Here is a 17378-nt window from a genome sequence, read left to right as displayed (position 1 = left end):
TCCGGTAAGCGAAAACTTACCTCTATCGTTGACGCGGGGTGGAGCAGCCCGGTAGCTCGTCAGGCTCATAACCTGAAGGTCACAGGTTCAAATCCTGTCCCCGCAACCAACCTCACAAAACGGCCCGCCCAAGGCGGGCCGTTTTGGTATTCGGTATTCGGCTGTGGTGGCCGGTTGATTTTGGCTCTCATCAGGAGCCCGCAAGGAGGCGAAGCCGACGATGCGGGACAGAAAGCCAAATCCTGTCTCAGCAACCAACCTCAGCGCGTTCTTGGCGCAAGAACGGTCGCGACATGCTCGGCAATGGCCAGGCTGGAGGTCAGCCCGGGGCTTTCGATGCCGAACAAATTGACCAGGCCTTCGATGCCGTGGGTTGCGGCATCTTGAATGACGAAGTCGCTGTTGGCTTCGCCCGGGCCGGACAGCTTCGGCCGGATGCCGCTATAGGCCGGCTCCAGGCTGCCGTCGGCGAGGCCCGGCCAGTATCTGCGGATCGCAGCATAGAAGCATTCGCCGCGCGCCGGATCGACACGGTAGTCGAGCGTATCCGTCCATTCGACGTCAGGCCCGAAGCGAGCGCCTCCGCCAAGATCGAGCGTCAGGTGGACACCGAGCCCGCCCGGCTCCGGCACCGGGTAGACAAGTCGCGAAAACGGCGCCCGGCCGGCCTTGGAGAAATAGTTGCCCTTGGCGTAGCGAAGCGCCGGCAGGAACCCACGATCGAAACCGCCAAGCGAACCGGCCAGCGCGACGGCGCCCAGGCCGGCCGCGTTGACGAATCGCTGCGTGGCGATGTCGAAGCGCCCACCGCTTGCCGCGTCGGTCGTCGCAAGCACGATTCGGCCGGGCTCGACGCGGCCACTTTCGATTCGCGTGTTGAGGGAAAGCACAGCTCCTCGGTTCTCGGCATCGGCGAGCAGCGCCAGCATCAGCGCATGGCCGTCGATGATGCCGGTGGAGGGTGAGAGCACGGCAGCCGTGCAATGCAGCGCCGGCTCCAGCGCCTGCGCCTCGGCGGCGTCCAGCAAACGCAGGTCGTCGACGCCGCAAGCCGCAGCATTGGCGCGGATGGAGGCAAGCGCCGGCTTTTGAGTTTCGTCGGTCGCCACAATCAGCTTGCCGCACCGGCTATGCGGGATCGAGCGCTCGGCGCAATAGCGATAGAGCATCTCGCCCCCGCCGACGCAGAGCCGCGCCTTGAGCGATCCTCGCGGATAATAGATGCCGGCATGGATGACTTCCGAGTTGCGCGAGCTCGTCCCGGTGCCGATAGCGTCCGCCACCTCAAGAATCAGGGTGTCGAGACCCCGCTCAGTCAGGCTGCGCGCGACCGCAAGCCCGATGACGCCGGCGCCAGCAATTACGCAGTCGACCTGTTCCATGCCCGTCCATCCGGTTGCGCCAGCGGCGCGCGATAGCCTCTTCAAGCATCATATCGCTCGTGCCCAAAGCGTGGCGAATCGTATGGCGCTATCGATCGTGACACGGCGGCTCTTGCGGCCGGATCGCGCGATGATGCATCAAACACTCCAGACACGAGGCGGAATTGTGGACTTCTCAACAGGAGAGAGGGTCCTATCTTCGCCTGCACGCCCGCCGACAGGAGCCGTCATGGACGCCAGACCGAATTCCCCTGAAGCCCGCGATATCCGCTACCACATGCATGCCTACACCAATGCCCGCAAGCATCAGGAAACGGGTCCGCTGGTCATCGAAAAGGGCGATGGCGTCTATGTCGAGGATATCGCCGGCAACCGCTACATCGAGGCGATGGCGGGCCTGTGGAGCGTCGCCGTCGGCTTCTCGGAAAAGCGACTGGTCGAGGCGGCCACAAGGCAGATGTCGAAGCTGCCCTTCTATCACGATTTTGGCTCGAAGGCGCATTCACCGCTGATCGACCTGGCCGAGAAGCTGGTGCAGATGGCGCCGGTGCCGATGAGCAAGGCCTATTTCACCAATTCCGGCTCCGAGGCCAACGACACGGCGATCAAGATGATCTGGTACCGGTCGAACGCGCTCGGCCAGCCGGCACGCAAGAAGATCATCAGCCGCAAGCGCGGCTACCACGGCGTCACCATCGCTTCGGCGAGCCTGACAGGCCTGCCGAACAATCATCTCTCCTTCGACCTGCCGATCGCCAACATCCTGCACACCTCGACGCCGCATCATTGGCGCGATGCCGAGCCCGGCGAAAGCGAGGAGCAGTTCTCCAGCCGTCTGGCCTACGACATCGAGAAGCTGATCCTGGCCGAGGGACCGGAGACGATCGCCGCCTTCATCGGCGAGCCGATCATGGGCGCCGGCGGTGTCATCGTTCCGCCCGCCGGCTATTGGCAAAAGATCCAGGCGGTGCTGTCGAAATACGATATCCTTTTGGTGGCCGACGAGGTGATCTGCGGCTTCGGCCGCACCGGCGAGATGTTCGGCTCGCAGACCTTCGGCATCAGGCCCGACATCATGGTGCTGTCGAAGCAGATCTCCTCATCCTACCTGCCGATCTCGGCGCTCATCATCAACGACAAGGTGTTCGAGCCGATCGCCGACGAGAGCAACCGCATCGGCACTTTCGGGCACGGCTTCACCGGCGGCGGCCACCCGGTCGCCGCGGCTGTTGCGTTGGAAAACATCAAGCTGATCGAGGAACGCGACCTTGTCGGCAACGCCCGCAAGGTGGGCGCGCATTTGCAGGCGCGGCTGCGCAAGCTGGCTTCGCATCCGCTGGTCGGCGAGGTTCGCGGCGTCGGGCTCATCGCCGCCGTCGAGCTGGTCGCCGACAAGGCAAGCAAGGCACCATGGGGCAAGCCGGCCGCGCTCGGCGCGCTGGTCAACGGTTTCCTGCAGCAGAACGGCGTGATCTCGCGCAACATGGGCGACGCCATCGCCTTCTGTCCGCCGTTGATCATCACCGAGACCCAGATCGACACGCTGGTCGGTGCGTTCGAACGATCGCTCGACGCGGCGCTGCCGCAGGTCCGGGCGCAGGCAAACGCATAAGGAGCGGAAGATGCGGCAGGCACTGATCGTTTGGGGTGGCTGGGAAGGGCATGAGCCCGAGGCCGGGGCACGCGCCGTCAAGGCGATGCTGGAAGAGGAAGGCTTTGCCGTGCGCATGGAAAACACGACCGAGGTGTTTGCCGATCCGGCCATCGCCGAGCTCAGTTTGATCGTGCCGATCTACACCATGTCCAAGCTCGCCAAGGCCGAGGTGGCGAACCTCACCAAAGCGGTCGAGAGCGGCGTCGGCCTCGGCGGCTATCACGGCGGCATGGGCGACGCGTTTCGCGAATCGACGGACTATCAATTCATGTGCGGCGGGCAGTGGGTGGCGCATCCTGGCAACATCATCGACTACCGGGTCAACATCGTGCGGCGCGACGATCCGATCATGGCCGGCATCGACGATTTCGCCTACCGTTCCGAACAGTATTACATGCATGTCGACCCTTCGAACGAGGTGCTGGCGACCACGACCTTCTCCGGCGAGCATGCGCCGTGGATCGATGGTGTGGTCATGCCCGTGGTGTGGAAGCGTCGGCACGGCAAGGGACGGGTGTTCTATTCGTCGCTCGGCCACGTGGCCAAGGAATTCGAGGTGCCTGAGATGCGGACGATTCTGCGCCGCGGACTGGTGTGGGCAGCGCGCTGAGCGTCCGCCTCAGGTCGAGCGTCGCGCCTGGCCGCCCGGTTGCCGAAAAGGATCGGCGCAAACACACATCCTCTCCTGCCTCGCCCGGTAGAAGATCGGGGCCGGACCTCTGGGCATGCGGCGCTCGAGCCGCCGGATCACGCCGCCCGCGAGGCCGGCCATGCTGTTGTGGAACATCCGCGGAGCGTTTCCACTATAGATCATATGAATTGGCGATTTACATAAGACCTTACCTTTCATACAACAGCTGGCAACGGCGTGCGCTGACGGGAGAAGATTGCGTGGAAACCATCGTTCCTTCGGATGCCTTCGGCTGGATGCCATCGGTCGACCAGGGCGGGGCGAGCGTACATAACGCCGTCGTCAGCGTGCTGGGCAGCCGCATCCTGGGCGGGCAGTACGCTCCCGGCGACGCCCTGCCGCGCGAGGACGATCTCTGCGCCATGCTGGGCGTCAGCCGCACCTCGGTCCGGGAAGCGGTCAAGGTGCTGTCGGCGAAAGGCCTCGTCGAGGCCAGGCGGCGCGCCGGCGTGCGGGTGCTGGCGCGGGACAATTGGCGGCTGCTCGACCCGGTGGTGCTCGGCTGGCACCCCGCGATCCAGGACGACGAAGAGCTGGTTTCCGGCCTGTTGGAGGCACGAAGGATCTTCGAGCCGGCTGCCGCGGAACTGGCGGCCAGGCGCGCCACCGCCGCCGACCTCGCCGAGATCGAGCGCGCCGTGGTCGGCATGCGCGACAACATCCCCAATGATCTTAACGCGGTCTGCCAGGCCGATCTTGCCTTCCACAAGGGCGTCATTGCCGCCAGCCATAATGTCGTGCTCAAGGGGCTGGTCGGCATGCTGGAGGCCGCGCTGCGCGCGACGTTCCTCGTCACCAACCCCTTGATGGAAGCGCAGTCGCGCGCGCTTTCCGCGCATGTCGCGGTGCTGGAGGCGATCCGCATCCGCGACACCGCCGGCGCCCGCGCCGCGATGAACAGGCTGCTCGACATCGCCGCCGACGATTTGCATGCAAAAGCCTGATGCTCTGCCTTGACGGCATTTTAGATCGTATGATATTCGCATTTCATATGATCTAAGTGCGTCGGGAGGAGTTGCGCTTGAGAATCGTGGCGATCACCACGCGCGTCGTGAACGCGGATATGCGCAATTGGGTCTTCGTGCGTATCGAGACCGACCAGCCGGGCCTCTACGGCTGGGGCGAGGCGACGCTGGAATGGAAGACCCAGGCTGTCGTCGGCGCCGTCAACGACCTGGCGCCGCTTCTGATCGGCCGCGATCCGCGCGACATCGAGCAGGCGGTGCGTGTCCTCAAGAAGCATTCGTTCTGGCGGCTGGGCGTCATCGGCATGTCGGCCGTCTCCGGCATCGAGTTGGCGCTCTGGGACATTTTCGGCAAATGGCTCGATCAGCCGATCTGGCGGCTGCTTGGCGGCAAGGTGCGCGACCGGGTCAAGGTCTATACCCATCTCGGCCTCGGCGACATGCGCGCCGTCTATGAGACATTGGACGCCGAGCCGCTGGTGCAGCGCGCCTCCGAGGTGGTCGCAAGGGGCTATCGCGCGCTGAAGGCCGTCTTCATTCCCTACAGCCACTATCATGCTCCGCTAGCCGACGTCGAAAAGGTCGGCCGCCTCATGGAGACGCTGCGCAAGACAGTCGGACCGGAAGTGGAGATCATGGTCGATTTCCACGGCCGTCCCGCCTCGGCTTCGACCGCTCTTGCCTATATCGACGCGCTCGCGCCGCACCGGCCGATGTTCGTCGAGGAGCCGCTGCCGCCGGGCGAGACCGGCGCGCTGGCGCAGCTTGCCGCCAAGTCGCGCGTGCCGATCGCCACCGGCGAGCGGCTGATCGACCGCCCAGAATTCGACGACCTTTTCCGGGCAAGGGCGGTGGACATCGTGCAGCCGGACATCTGCCATTGCGGCGGCCTGCTCGAGGCGAAGAAGATCGCCGCGATGGCCGAGGCGGTCTCCGTCGGCGTGGCGCCGCATAATCCGCTCGGGCCGATCGCGGGCGCCGCGGCGCTGCATTTCGCCGTCTCCACGCCCAACCACCTGATCCAGGAAGAGATGGTCGGCGCAGTGCCCTGGTATTTCGAGGTGGTGAAGGGCCCGATCCGAATGGTCGACGGCTGCTGGCAGGTCCCGGACGCGCCGGGGCTGGGCATCGAGGTCGACGAGGCGGTCGCCGACCGGCACCCCTACAGACCGGAAGTCATGCACACCACCAACGCCGTCCTTGCCGACGGCACTGTCGTGGACTGGTGACAATGGCCGGGCGTCTGAACGACAAGGTGGCGATCATCACCGGCGCCGGCCGCGGCATCGGCGAGGCAACGGCGCGCGCCATGGCGGCCGAAGGCGCTATTGTTGTCGTGGCGGAAAAGGATGTGGCGACCGGCAAGAGCGTTGCCGCCTCGCTCGCGGAAAGCGGCGCGCGGGCGCTGTTCGTGGAGACCGACGTCGCCGACAGCAGATCCTGCGAGACCATGGCCGAACAGGCGCTTGGCGCCTTCGGCCGCATCGATGTGCTGGTCGCCAATGCTGGCATCAACGTGTTCCACGAGCCGCTGGAAACCACGGAAGAAGAATGGCGGCGCTGCTTTGCCGTCGACCTCGATGGCGTGTGGTATTCGGCGCGCGCGGTGCTGCCGGCCATGCGGGCCCGGAAGCAGGGTTCGATCGTCGCCATCGCGTCCTGTCATTCTTTCGCGATCATTCCCTCGACCTTTCCCTATCCGGTCGCCAAGCACGGGCTGCTCGGCCTGGTGCGCTCGCTCGGCATTCAATACGCGGCCGAAGGCATCCGCGTGAACGCCATCGCGCCGGGCTATATCGAGACGCAGATCGCGGTCGACTACTGGAACGCATTTCCGGACCCGCAAGCCGAGCGGCAGCGCACCTACGACCTGCACCCACCGCGCCGCATCGGCAAGCCGGAGGAGGTGGCGATGACCGCCGTTTTCCTTGGTTCCGACGAGGCGCCGTTCATCAATGCGGCCTGCATCGTCATCGATGGCGGGCGTTCGGTTCTCTACCACGAATGAGGTTTTGCACCGGCGGCCGGTCGCCGGAAACGTCTTCAAGCAGATCACGTCCCGCCGGCCGGGACCGATTGGGAGGAAAATCAATGAAACGCATGATCAAGGCCTGTCTTGTGGCGGCCGCGACCGCCACGATCGCGCTGACCGTCCACGGCGCCGGCGCGCAGGACAAGATGAAGTTCGGCTACATCAATAAGATGGGCGATCATCCCTGGTTCGTGCGCGAGGTGAAGGGCGCGAAGGATAAGGCCGCCGAGCTCGGCGTCGACCTTCTGGTGCAGGACGTGCAGTTCGACGCCAATCTCGCCGTCACCACCTTCGACACTTATGTCGGCGACGGCGTCAAGGGCATCGCCGTGGTGGTGCCGGACCGCTCGCTCGGCCCGGTCGTCGCCGACAAGGCGAAGGCGGCCAAGATCGGCCTGATCGCGGTCGACGACGACATCGCCTTCGCCGACGGCACGCCGGTCGCCTATGTCGGCATGAACGCGCTCAACATCGGCAAGCAGGTCGGCACCGAGATCGCCCGCATCGCCAAGGCCGAGGGCTGGGACAAGGACCTCTCGAAGGTGCGCGTCGGTTCGATCGAGGACCAGAAGGCCGACACCTGCATGCGCCGCAACAAGGGCGCGGAGGAAGCGCTGGTCGCGGCGATCCCGGAGATCAAGTCGCGCATCATCTCGATCCCCTACGATAACACCATGGTCAACTCGATCGACGTCGTCTCGACCACGCTAACGGCCAATCCGGACGCCGAGAAGTGGATCTTCTTCTCCTGCAATGACGACGGCGTGCTCGGCGGCGTGCGCGCCACCGAGAATGCCGGCATGAAGCCGGAGAACGTCATCGGCATCGGCATTGACGGCTCGCGCTCCTGCGAGGCCTTCGGCGCCGGCAAGCCCTCGGGCTTCCGCGGCACGATGTGGCTGGACAGCGCCAAGCATGGCGCGGCCGCCATCCAGGCGCTTTACGACAAGGCCACCGGCAAGGAAATGCAGAAGGATTATTTCCAGGACGCAACGCTGATCAGCGGCGAGAACTTCGCCAAGTTCAAGGATACGCTCGGTTGCAAGTCCTAGGCTTCCCTTCGTCCTCGCGGCGGGCGGCTTCATGCGGAACCGCCCGCCGATGACCGTGCCCGTCGTTTCCGTCGAAGGCGTCAGCAAGCGCTTCGGCGCCGTGCAGGCGCTGCGCGACGTGTCAGTCGCCTTCAATGCCGGTGAGATCACCGCCCTGATCGGCGAGAACGGCGCCGGCAAGTCGACCCTGATGCGGGTGCTGGAAGGCGAGCACCGCCCGGATAGCGGCAGGGTGCTCGTCGACGGGCAGCCCGTTCAGCTCACCTCGCCGCGCGTGGCGCATGGCTCGGGCATCCGGGTCATCCATCAGGAGCCGGAGATCATCCCGGAGTTGACGGTGGCGGAGAACATCTTCATCGGCGACATCAAGGCGCGCGGCGGGCTGTTCCTCGACCGCGCGGATCTCGAGCGGCGCAGCCTCGAGCTGCTCGGCACCTTCGGCGTGGTCGATGTGCTTTCGCCCGGGCAGCGCTGCCATGGCCTGAGCCCGGCGCTCAGGCAGCTCATCGAGATCATGCGAGCGCTGCGGCCGGGCGCGCGGCTGCTCGCCTTCGACGAACCGACCTCGTCCTTGACGGAGGACGAGGCGCAGCGGCTGTTCCGTGTCATCCGGCATCTGAAGGCTGACGGCGTCGCGGTGATTTATATCTCGCACCGCCTGCGCGAGATCATCGAGCTTGCCGATCGCTGCGTGGTGATGCGCGACGGCAGCCGCGTTGCCGACGAGCCCATCGCGGCGCTGGACGAGAAGCGCATGGTGCGGCTGATGGTCGGCAGGCCGGTGAGCGACCTGTTCAATCGCAGGGAGCGCGCGCTGGGACCGGCCCGGCTGGCGCTGGAAGATGTCACCACCCGCCGCGTCGAGGGAATCAGTTTTGAGGTCAGAGCAGGCGAAATCGTCGGTCTGGGCGGCCTCGTCGGCGCGGGACGGACGGAAGTCGCGCGCGCCATCGTCGGCCTCGATCCGCTGCTCGCAGGGCGGATGACCGTCGGCGGTCGGGTTTACAAGCCACGCGAGCCGGCGGATGCCGTCGCGGCCGGCATCGGCCTGGTGCCCGAGGACCGCAAGCAGGAAGCGTTGCTTTTGATGCAGGCGGTGCGCGACAACGTCAGCCTCGTGGTGCCCGACAAGGTGTCACGCTACGGCTTCTTCAGCCGCAGGCGCGAGCGCGCGCTGGTCGCCCGCCACGTCGCCGAGCTCAGGGTCAAGACACCGTCGATCGAACAGGCAGTCGGAAAACTTTCCGGCGGCAACCAGCAGAAGGTCGTCTTCGCCCGCTGGCAGGCGCGGGGGCCAGCCATGCTCATCCTCGACGAGCCGACGCGCGGCATCGACGTCGGCGCCAAGGCGGAGATCTACCGGCTCATCGAAAGCCTGGCCGACCAGGGCCTCGCCATCCTGCTCATCTCCTCGGAGATGCCGGAGCTGCTCGGCCTCGCCGACCGCGTGCTTGTCATGCAGAACGGACGCATCAGTGGTGAGCTCCGATGGCAAGAGGCGAGCGAAGAGGCCGTGCTAGCGCTGGCCATGCGCTCAGGCAAAGAGACAATCGAAAGGAGGGTATCGTGACCGATACCGCAACGGCCGGCCGCGAACGTGCGCCGACGACCCTGTTCGGCCGCATCGGCGCGCAGAATATCAGCCTGCTGATCGCGCTGGCCGTGCTGGTGGCGATTTTCGGCGCGCTCAGACCCGATGTGTTCTTCACTCCGCGCAATCTCATCAATATCGGGCTTGCGGTCACCATCCTCGGCATCCTGGCGATGGCGCAGACCGTCGTCATCGTCTCCGGCGGGCTCGACATCTCGGTCGGATCGATCGTCGGCCTCAGCACCATGGTGCTTGCCGTCGCCGCCCAGGAAACCGGCTCGATCCCGGCCGGCATTCTCGCCGGGCTGCTCGCCGGATTGGTGGCGGGCGCGATCAACGGGCTGATTATCGTCTACGGCCCGGTCAACGCGGTGATCGCCACGCTCGGAACCATGTCGGCCTTCCGCGGCCTCGCCTATCTGATGAACAACGGCAACTCGATCCCGATCACCGGCGACAGCTTGCGCGCGCTCGGCATCGGCACGCTCTTCGGCCTGCCTTTCGCCATCTGGCTGCTGATCGCCGCGATGGCGGCGTTCATCGTCTTCACCCGCGAGACGGTCGTCGGCCGCAACATCTATGCGCTTGGCGGCAACCCGACCGTGGCGCGGCTCGCCGGCATCCCGATCCGCCGCTACCAGATCTCGATCTATGCGATGAGCGGCTTCGCCGCCGCGGTGGCGGGCCTGGTGCTCGCCAGCCGCACCATGTCCGGACAGCCTGCGTCGGGCAGCCAGGGGCTGGAGCTTGAGGCCATCACCGCCGCGATCCTCGGCGGCTGCGCGCTGCAGGGTGGCAAGGGCACGATCATCGGCGCCATGCTGGGGGTGCTGATCATCGGCGTCCTCAACAACGGCATGATCCTGACCAGCGTGCCGACCTTCTACCAGCTGCTTGCCAAGGGCGCGTTGCTGATCCTGGCGGTCATCGTGCAGGAGCGCCAGCGGGCGCGGTCGGGCGAGTAGCCCGTGCGGCTCCAGCGCGGAGGTTCTATTTCAGGAACTGACGGAAGCGGCGGAGCGAGAATGCAAACAGCAGCGTGCCGATAATCAGCAGCGCCGCAAGCTGCGGCCAGACGACATCCAGGCCCGCGCCGCGGAACAGCACCGCCTGGGCCAGCATGACGAAATGCGTGTTGGGCGCCGCGAACATGACGGCCTGGATGGCGAGAGGCATGCTCTCGCGCGGCGTCACGCCGCCGGACAGCACCTGCAGGGGCAAGAGCACCATCATCAGCAGCAGGCCGAATTGCGGCATGGAGCCGGCGACGGTGGCAAGGAATATCCCCATGCAGGTCATGGCGATTATGTCGAGGGCCGCGCCCACCATGAAGAGCGCGATCGACCCGTTGATCGGAACCGACAGCAGTCCCTGGATGACGAAGACGAGCGCAAGGCCGGATGCTACCAGCACAACGATGCTCATCGACCAGATCTTGCTTGTCATGATTTCGAACGGGGTGACTGGCATCACCAGGAGATGCTCGATCGTCCCGTGCTCGCGCTCGCGTATCAGCGCTGCACCGGTGAGCACGATCGACAGCATCGTGATGGAAGAAATCGCATCGGTGATGGTGCCGAACCAGCCCTTGTTGAGTTCGGGGTTGAAGCGCGCCCGCAGGTCGAGGTCGACGGGCAGGGAAGCCCTGGAGCGGTAGTGGTTCAGGAATTCGTTCACTTCCCCGGAAACGATCGACTGGACGTAGCCTCCGCCGGTAAAAGCCTGCGACATCCGGGTGGCGTCGATGTTGAGCTGAACCGTTGGAGAACGGCCGGCCAGGAGATCGCGCTGGAAATTCGGCGGAATATCCAGCGCGAAGGTATCCACGCCTGAATCCATGCGGCTGTCCATCTCGGGCTGGGAGATAAGCAGCGGCGCGGTGAAGTAAGGCGGGTAAAATGCCGTGACGATACGCGACGAGACCGGCGACTGATCCTCGTCGACGATGGCGATCGGAGCGTGATTGAGCGTCTCGGGCATCGCCTTGGAGGCAGTGTAGATAGCGGCGGTGAAGGCGTAGACGATCAGCACAAGCATCATCGGGTCCCGCACAAGACCGCGCAGTTCCTTTATGCCGAGGTTGTAAATGTTGGCGATGCGCATCAGCGGGCCTGTTTTCTCAAGAACGCCGCCCCAAGGCCGAGCAGCACCGGAATGGCGACGAGCATCGGCACGAACGCGCCGGACAGGTCGGCAAAGCCGAGCGCCTTGGAAAAGACGCCGCGCGAGATCGTCACGAAATAGGTGGTCGGATAGATCCGGCCGATGAATGCGCCGACGCCCTGGAGCGACGACACAGGGTCGATCATGCCCGAATATTGGGTGGCGGGGATCATTGTAAGCAGCGCGGTTCCGAAGATTGCCGCGATCTGGCTACTCATGAAGGTCGACAGAAAAAGCCCTATTGCCGTCGTGGCCGTGACGTAGAGGAGGGCGGCGACGGCGAAAGCCGGAAGACTGCCGGTCAGCGGCACGCCAAAGATAGAGATGGCAAAGATCGTCAGCAGCACGAAGTTCAGCATCGCGAGGACGACATAGGGGATCTGCTTGCCGACCAGGAACTCGAGCCGGGTGACGGGCGTGACGTAGAAATTGATGATGGAGCCGAGTTCTTTCTCCCGTACCACGCTCAGCACGGCCAGCATCGCCGGAATCAGCAGGAGAAGCATCGGGATGACGGCCGGAACGATGGCGTCGAGGCTCCGGACGTCGGGGTTGTAGCGGTAGCGGATATCGAGCTGGAAGGCGGTGGCGGTGGCGGCGTCGCCGTAGAGCTCGCGCGCCTTTTGCGTAAGCCAGCCGGCATGCATTCCCGAGACGTAGCCCAGAACGGTTTCGGCACGCGTGGGCATGGCGCCATCGATCCACGCGCCGATCGTAACCTGGCGGCCGCGCGCAAGGTCGCGCCCGAAGCCGGGTGGAATTTCGATGGCGAGGCTGAGCTCCCCGTTCTCCATGCGCCGGTCGAGATCGGCATAATCGGTGATCGGTGTCTTCTCGATAAAATAGCGCGAGCCGGCGATCTGGAGCGTATAGTCGCGACTGATCGTCGTGTCGTCGCGATCAAGGACGGCGAAGGAGAGATTCTCGACGTCCATGTTGATGCCGTAGCCCACGACAAACATCAGAATGAGGCTGCCGATGGTAGCCAGCGTGGCGCGGATCGGATCGCGTACGAGTTCGAGCGCCTCGCGCCGGGTGTAGGCGAACATGCGGCGCAGATCGAAGAAACGGCCGGCGCGGCTCTTTTTGGGGTGGCTATCCGGCGCGCCGGGCGCTTGCGCGAGCGGCATTGTTACAGCGGCTGAGCCCGGCGCGTCAGGCTGCTCCAACTCTGTCGCTTCCTCCAGATATCCGACGAAGGCTTCTTCCAGCGCTGTCGCCGAGCGGCTTCCGACGATGCTGGCGGGCGTGTCGCTGACCAGGACCTTGCCGGCGTGCATGAGCGAGATGCGATCGCAGCGCTCCGCCTCGTTCATGAAATGCGTGGAGACGAAGATCGTCACGTTCCCCTTGCGGGAGAGGTCGGCAAGAATGCGCCAGAACTCGTCGCGGGCAACCGGATCGACACCCGAGGTCGGCTCGTCGAGGATCAGTATCTCCGGAGAATGGATCATCGCCACCGCCAGCGACAGCCGTTGGCGGATGCCGAGCGGCAGCGCTTCAGGCAGCGTATCGACATTGTCGGCCAGACCGAACTGCCGCGCGACCTCCTCGACCCGGGACGGGATCGCGGCCTCGGCCATGCCGAAGAGGCGGGCATGCAGCTCGAGGTTTTGCCGAACCGTCAGTTCCGAGTAGAGGGAGAATCCCTGCGACATGTAGCCGACACGCCGCCGCACTTCGATGTCGTGGGGATCGATTTCGCGTCCGAACAGCCGTGCCTTACCCTCGCTCGGCTCAAGCAGCCCGGTCAGCATCTTCATGGTGGTCGTCTTGCCGCAGCCATTCGAGCCTAGGAAGCCGAAGATTTCGCCACGGCCGATGCGGAAGCTCACGTCGTCGACGGCGGTGAAATCGCCGAAACGCATTGTAAGATGCGCGGCTTCGATGGCGGATACACCGTCGTCATCGGCGGGCCGCGGGGGGATCACCACCGTCTCGTGGCCGCCTCGTTTCTCCGGCGGAAGAAGGGCGATGAAAGCCGCGTCGAGGTCTGGAGCGCCGGTCCTTTCAAGCAGGTCGGCCGGAGTTCCGGACGCGAGCACCCGGCCTCCATCCATCGCCACCAGCCAGTCGAAGCGCGAGGCCTCTTCCATGTAGGCCGTTGCGATGATGACGCTCATCTCGTCGCGGCTCTTGCGAATCTCAGCGATCAGTTCCCAGAACTGGCGGCGCGACAAAGGGTCGACGCCGGTAGTCGGCTCGTCCAGGATCAAGAGGTCCGGATCGTGAATGAGCGCGCAGCAGAGGCCGAGTTTCTGTTTCATGCCGCCCGAAAGCTTGCCGGCCTGCCGGTCGGCGAAAGGCGCAAGTCCGGTGCGCCTCAGAAGCTCGCCGATGCGGCGTTCTCGCTCCTGTCGGTCATGCCCGAAAAGGCGGCCGAAGAAATCGACGTTGTCGAAGACGGACAGCGTCGGATAGAGGTTCTTGCCGAGGCCCTGCGGCATGTAGGCGATCCTGGGGTAGGCGCCCTGCCGGTGACGGAGATCCGCCATGTCGCCGCCCAGCACTTCGATATGCCCTTCCTGTATCGTCCGCGCTCCGGCGATCAGGGAAAGCAGGCTGGATTTGCCGACGCCGTCCGGTCCGATCAAGCCGACCATGCAGCCGGCGGGGAAGTCCAGCGATATGGCATCGAGAGCCCTGACCTTTCCGTAGACATGGCCAACGTTTCCCAGCCGCGCGACCTGCCTTGACGAGAAGGCTGCAGCGCCGTCCGGCCGCGCATTCATTGCACAAGCTTTCCCTGGACGCTCGCCGGCCATTCCGCCTGCGGATCGAGCCGCACATAGGCCACACCGGGCAGACCGGTCTTGACCTGCTGGATGTATTTGCGGAGCAGCTCCGGCGGGATATGCGCCTTGATCCGGAACATGAGCTTCAGGCGCTCTTCCTCCGTCTCGACAGTCTTGGGCGTGAACTGGGCGACGTCCGCAACGAAGGTCACCTTGGCGGGGATGATGTATTGCGGCGCCGCGTCGAGGGTGAGGCGCACTTCGGAGCTGATCGCGACGCGTCCAGCCTGCGCGGTAGAAAGGAAGAAGGTTATGTAGACGTCTCCGAGGTCGACCAGGTTGAGCACGCGCCCGCCGGCCGCGAGCACTTCGCCGGGTTCTGCCACACGGAATTGGACGCGGCCGTCGCGCGGCGATTTCAGCGTGGCATCGTCGATGTCGGCATCAATGCTTTCGATCGACGCCTGGGCGGCATCGACAGCGGCCTTGGCATCGACCACTTGTGCTTTCGCTGCGTTGATGGCCGCTTCGCTGGCGGCGAGCTGGGCCTGCGCTGCGGCAACAGCGGCCTTCGCGCTCTGCTCTGCGGCGCGGTCGTTGTCCAGAACCTGCTGGGAGATGGTGTTGTTCACCGCAAGCTGCTGGGAGCGCGCCAAGGTCCGCTCGGCGGCGTCGAGTTCGGCCCCGCGCTGAGCGACGATGGCGGCCGCTGCCGTCTTTTCGGCTTCGCGTTGCGTCACCAGGCTGTCGGTGGTCTCGACCCCGATGGTGGCGCGCTGAAGCTGCGCCTCGGCCTGGCGGCGCTGAGCCTCGAGCTGCGTGGTATCCATGCGGGCAAGCACTTCGCCGGCTTTGACGAAATCACCTTCGCCGACAAGGATTTCCTTGATCCGTCCTGGCGCCTTCGTGGAGATGTCGATCTCGACCGCTTCGATGCGGCCGTTGCCGCTGGCGATGCCTTGCGGCAGCGCCCCATCCTCGGATCGCTGCCATGCGTAATAGCCGGCTGCTGCGAGGGCGATCAGAATGACGGGCGTTAGCCACCGTAGCGAACCCTTCATAGGCAGCCTCCTGCACTGCGCGACGCGCGGACGGGCAGCGCAGAAAGGATCAGTTCAGGGCTCAAGGTGATGCCGACCATGGCAAGGGACTCCGTTCGGGGCTGCAAGCTGAATGGGACCAAAACAGAGGCGCGGCATGGCGACCTTGATCCGCATCAATCGCGGGAGAAGCGATGCCGGCGCTGTGGAGCGGATCTGAAGGAAGGTGCCCAGGCCACCAGAATCCGTGCCCTGTTCTATCGCATCGCGGCGTTAGCCGACCTTCGGATTGACCGAAGCGCCGGCTTAAACGCTTTCGAGATAGGTCTCGATCTCGAAGTCGCTGACGTTGAGCGCGAAGGTGTTGAGCTCCTGGCGTTTGCAGGCGACGAAGGCGTCGCGCAGCACGGCGGGGAAGATTTCCGCGACGCGCTTCCCGGTCTCGAAAGCGGCGATGGCCGATGCCCAGTCCGGCGGCAGCTTGGCGAGCGTCAGCCCCTGTCCCTCGCCGCCGGTCGGTTCGCCGGGCGACAGCTCTTTCTCGATGCCCATCAGCGCGGCACCCAGGATCGCCGCCAGCACCAGATAGGGGTTGGCGTCGGCGCCGGAGACGCGATGCTCGATGCGGCGCGCGGCCGAGGGGCCACCGGGAATGCGGATCGCCACCATGCGGTTCTCGTAACCCCAGGCGACAGCCGTCGGCGCATAGGATCTTGGCCGCAGCCGGCGGTAGGAATTGAAATGCGGCGCGAACACCAGCGTGCTTTCGGCCATGGCGGCAAGCAGGCCGCCGACCGCGTGGCGCATGGTCTCGGAGCCCTGGTCGCTGCCGTCGTCGAAGATGTTGCGGCCTTGCTTGTCGACGACGCTGAAATGGACGTGGAAACCGTTGCCGGCGCGTTCGCCATAGGGCTTGGCCATGAAGCAGGCGGCAAAGCCATGCTTGCGGGCAATCCCCTTGACGGTGCGCTTGAAGAGCACGGCGTCGTCCGCGGCGCGCAAGGCATCGGGGACGTGATTGAGGTTGATCTCGAACTGGCCGACGCCGTTCTCGGCGATCGCGGTGTCGACCGGAATGCCCTGCATGCGGCAAGCCTCGTAGACGTCGTGGATGAAGGCCTCGAAATCGTCGATCTCGTCGATCGAAAGCGCCGCATCGGAATCGAGCCGCCGCCCGGTGACCGGCGAGACCGGCCCGACCGGACGCTGCGATGTCGGGTCGACGAGGTAGAATTCGAGTTCGGTGGCGGCAACCGGCGTCAGGCCAAGGGCGGCATAGCGGTCGAGGATGCGGGCCAGCGCGCGGCGCGGGTCGCCGAGATAGGGCGCGCCGGTCTCATCCGCCAGCCACAGCGGCAACAGCGCCGTCGGATGCGCCGTCCAGTTGACCGGCAGGATGCCGCGTCCCGTCCAGTGGCAAAGACCGTCGGCGTCGCCGGTCGAGAAGACCTGCGCGTTGCCTTCGATGTCCTCGCCCCAGATGTCGAGCCCGATCAGCGAATAGGGCATGCGCAGCTTGCCTTCGAGCGCCTTGCGCGCCTGCTCGACCGGGATGCGCTTGCCGCGCATGATGCCGTTCAGGTCGCACACCGCGGCTCTCAGGCTCTGGATGTCGTTCCTGCTTTCAAGCCAGTTCAAAACGTCCGCAACTGCATCGCCCAATTTCCAGCCCCTGTTTCTTGAGGTGCTGTAGCCGCTTCGGCTACGATATCCATTTTTCAGCTTGTGAGTTCGTGAAGGCCGCTCTGGTTGGTTCCAGGCGGCTTTTCTTCATTTTTTCAATTCACTAGCCGGGATATCGGGCGGCATTTCGAGTCCATATTGTGCGATCTGCGATCGCAACATAGCGACAACCAAGGAGAAAGCCAAGCCGGGAGTTGGGAATTGGCTGCAACGCCCGTTCCTTCGTCATACTATGGCGGAGCAAGGAGCGAAGCGACGCGGCGCAGACCATAGGATCCTGTGTGTTGGTTTCGGTGTATGGTTTGAAGTGGGAAGGAGACCGAGTGGATCCTGGTCGTCCTTTCGGACAGGCCGTGGCATGGCCCGGTCCCTTCCCACCGGTGAACCATC

At 64.9% G+C, this 17378-nt stretch carries 13 protein-coding genes and 1 tRNA gene; 9 read left to right on the top strand and 5 right to left on the bottom strand.

Annotation, left to right across the window (positions count from 1 at the left end; genetic code table 11):
• The first annotated feature begins 32 nt into the window (after positions 1 to 32).
• Positions 33 to 109 (top strand) — tRNA-Met (locus RFN28_RS33200).
• 151 nt (positions 110 to 260) lie between these two features.
• Here RFN28_RS33200 and RFN28_RS33195 read toward each other — a convergent pair.
• Entirely contained in the window at positions 261 to 1382 is a 1122-nt protein-coding gene (locus RFN28_RS33195; protein WP_320291373.1) for an NAD(P)/FAD-dependent oxidoreductase, read from the bottom strand.
• A 229-nt stretch (positions 1383 to 1611) separates the two neighbouring features.
• Between RFN28_RS33195 and RFN28_RS33190 the strand changes: the two genes are divergently transcribed.
• The 8 genes from RFN28_RS33190 (at position 1612) to RFN28_RS33155 (ending at position 10332) form a co-directional block, all read left to right on the top strand.
• The gene (locus RFN28_RS33190) at positions 1612 to 2994 is read left to right on the top strand and encodes an aspartate aminotransferase family protein (protein WP_320291372.1); all 1383 of its coding nucleotides are present in this window, start codon (positions 1612 to 1614) and stop codon (positions 2992 to 2994) included.
• Positions 2995 to 3004: 10 nt separating this feature from the next.
• A complete protein-coding gene (locus RFN28_RS33185; RefSeq protein ID WP_320291371.1) occupies positions 3005 to 3646 on the top strand; it encodes a ThuA domain-containing protein in 642 nt (213 codons plus the stop codon).
• A gap of 281 nt (positions 3647 to 3927) precedes the next feature.
• Positions 3928 to 4671, top strand: a complete 744-nt coding sequence (locus RFN28_RS33180) for a FadR/GntR family transcriptional regulator (RefSeq protein ID WP_320291370.1) — start codon at positions 3928 to 3930, stop codon at positions 4669 to 4671.
• A gap of 86 nt (positions 4672 to 4757) precedes the next feature.
• The gene (gene dgoD / locus RFN28_RS33175) at positions 4758 to 5921 is read left to right on the top strand and encodes a galactonate dehydratase (protein WP_320291374.1); all 1164 of its coding nucleotides are present in this window, start codon (positions 4758 to 4760) and stop codon (positions 5919 to 5921) included.
• 2 nt (positions 5922 to 5923) lie between these two features.
• On the top strand, positions 5924 to 6700 hold the full coding sequence (locus RFN28_RS33170) for an SDR family oxidoreductase (protein WP_320291369.1): 777 nt from the start codon (positions 5924 to 5926) through the stop codon (positions 6698 to 6700).
• Between the two features lie 83 nt (positions 6701 to 6783).
• Positions 6784 to 7776: a substrate-binding domain-containing protein gene (locus RFN28_RS33165; RefSeq protein ID WP_320291368.1), complete on the top strand. Its 993-nt coding sequence runs from the start codon at positions 6784 to 6786 to the stop codon at positions 7774 to 7776.
• 49 nt (positions 7777 to 7825) lie between these two features.
• The gene (locus RFN28_RS33160) at positions 7826 to 9346 is read left to right on the top strand and encodes a sugar ABC transporter ATP-binding protein (protein WP_320291367.1); all 1521 of its coding nucleotides are present in this window, start codon (positions 7826 to 7828) and stop codon (positions 9344 to 9346) included.
• Positions 9343 to 10332: an ABC transporter permease gene (locus RFN28_RS33155; RefSeq protein ID WP_320291366.1), complete on the top strand. Its 990-nt coding sequence runs from the start codon at positions 9343 to 9345 to the stop codon at positions 10330 to 10332. Before RFN28_RS33160 ends, RFN28_RS33155 begins: the two co-directional genes overlap by 4 nt.
• Before the next feature lie 25 nt (positions 10333 to 10357).
• Here the strand turns inward: RFN28_RS33155 and RFN28_RS33150 are convergent, their stop codons facing one another.
• The 4 genes from RFN28_RS33150 to RFN28_RS33135 all read right to left on the bottom strand — a co-directional run bounded on the left by RFN28_RS33150 (position 10358) and on the right by RFN28_RS33135 (position 16967).
• On the bottom strand, positions 10358 to 11470 hold the full coding sequence (locus RFN28_RS33150) for an ABC transporter permease (protein ID WP_320291365.1): 1113 nt from the start codon (positions 11468 to 11470) through the stop codon (positions 10358 to 10360).
• Positions 11470 to 14262, bottom strand: a complete 2793-nt coding sequence (rbbA, locus tag RFN28_RS33145) for a ribosome-associated ATPase/putative transporter RbbA (RefSeq protein WP_320291364.1) — start codon at positions 14260 to 14262, stop codon at positions 11470 to 11472. The genes RFN28_RS33150 and rbbA overlap by 1 nt, the downstream gene beginning before the upstream one ends.
• Positions 14259 to 15326: an HlyD family secretion protein gene (locus RFN28_RS33140; RefSeq protein WP_320291363.1), complete on the bottom strand. Its 1068-nt coding sequence runs from the start codon at positions 15324 to 15326 to the stop codon at positions 14259 to 14261. The genes rbbA and RFN28_RS33140 overlap by 4 nt, the downstream gene beginning before the upstream one ends.
• A 285-nt stretch (positions 15327 to 15611) precedes the next feature.
• Positions 15612 to 16967, bottom strand: a complete 1356-nt coding sequence (locus RFN28_RS33135; RefSeq protein ID WP_320291362.1) for a glutamine synthetase family protein — start codon at positions 16965 to 16967, stop codon at positions 15612 to 15614.
• Between the last annotated feature and the right edge of the window lie 411 nt (positions 16968 to 17378).

Source organism: Mesorhizobium album (genome assembly GCF_033977205.1).
Lineage (GTDB): Bacteria > Pseudomonadota > Alphaproteobacteria > Rhizobiales > Rhizobiaceae > Mesorhizobium > Mesorhizobium album.
The sequence above is the reverse complement of the archived record's forward strand: the minus strand, read 5'-3'. Positions and strand labels throughout refer to the sequence as shown.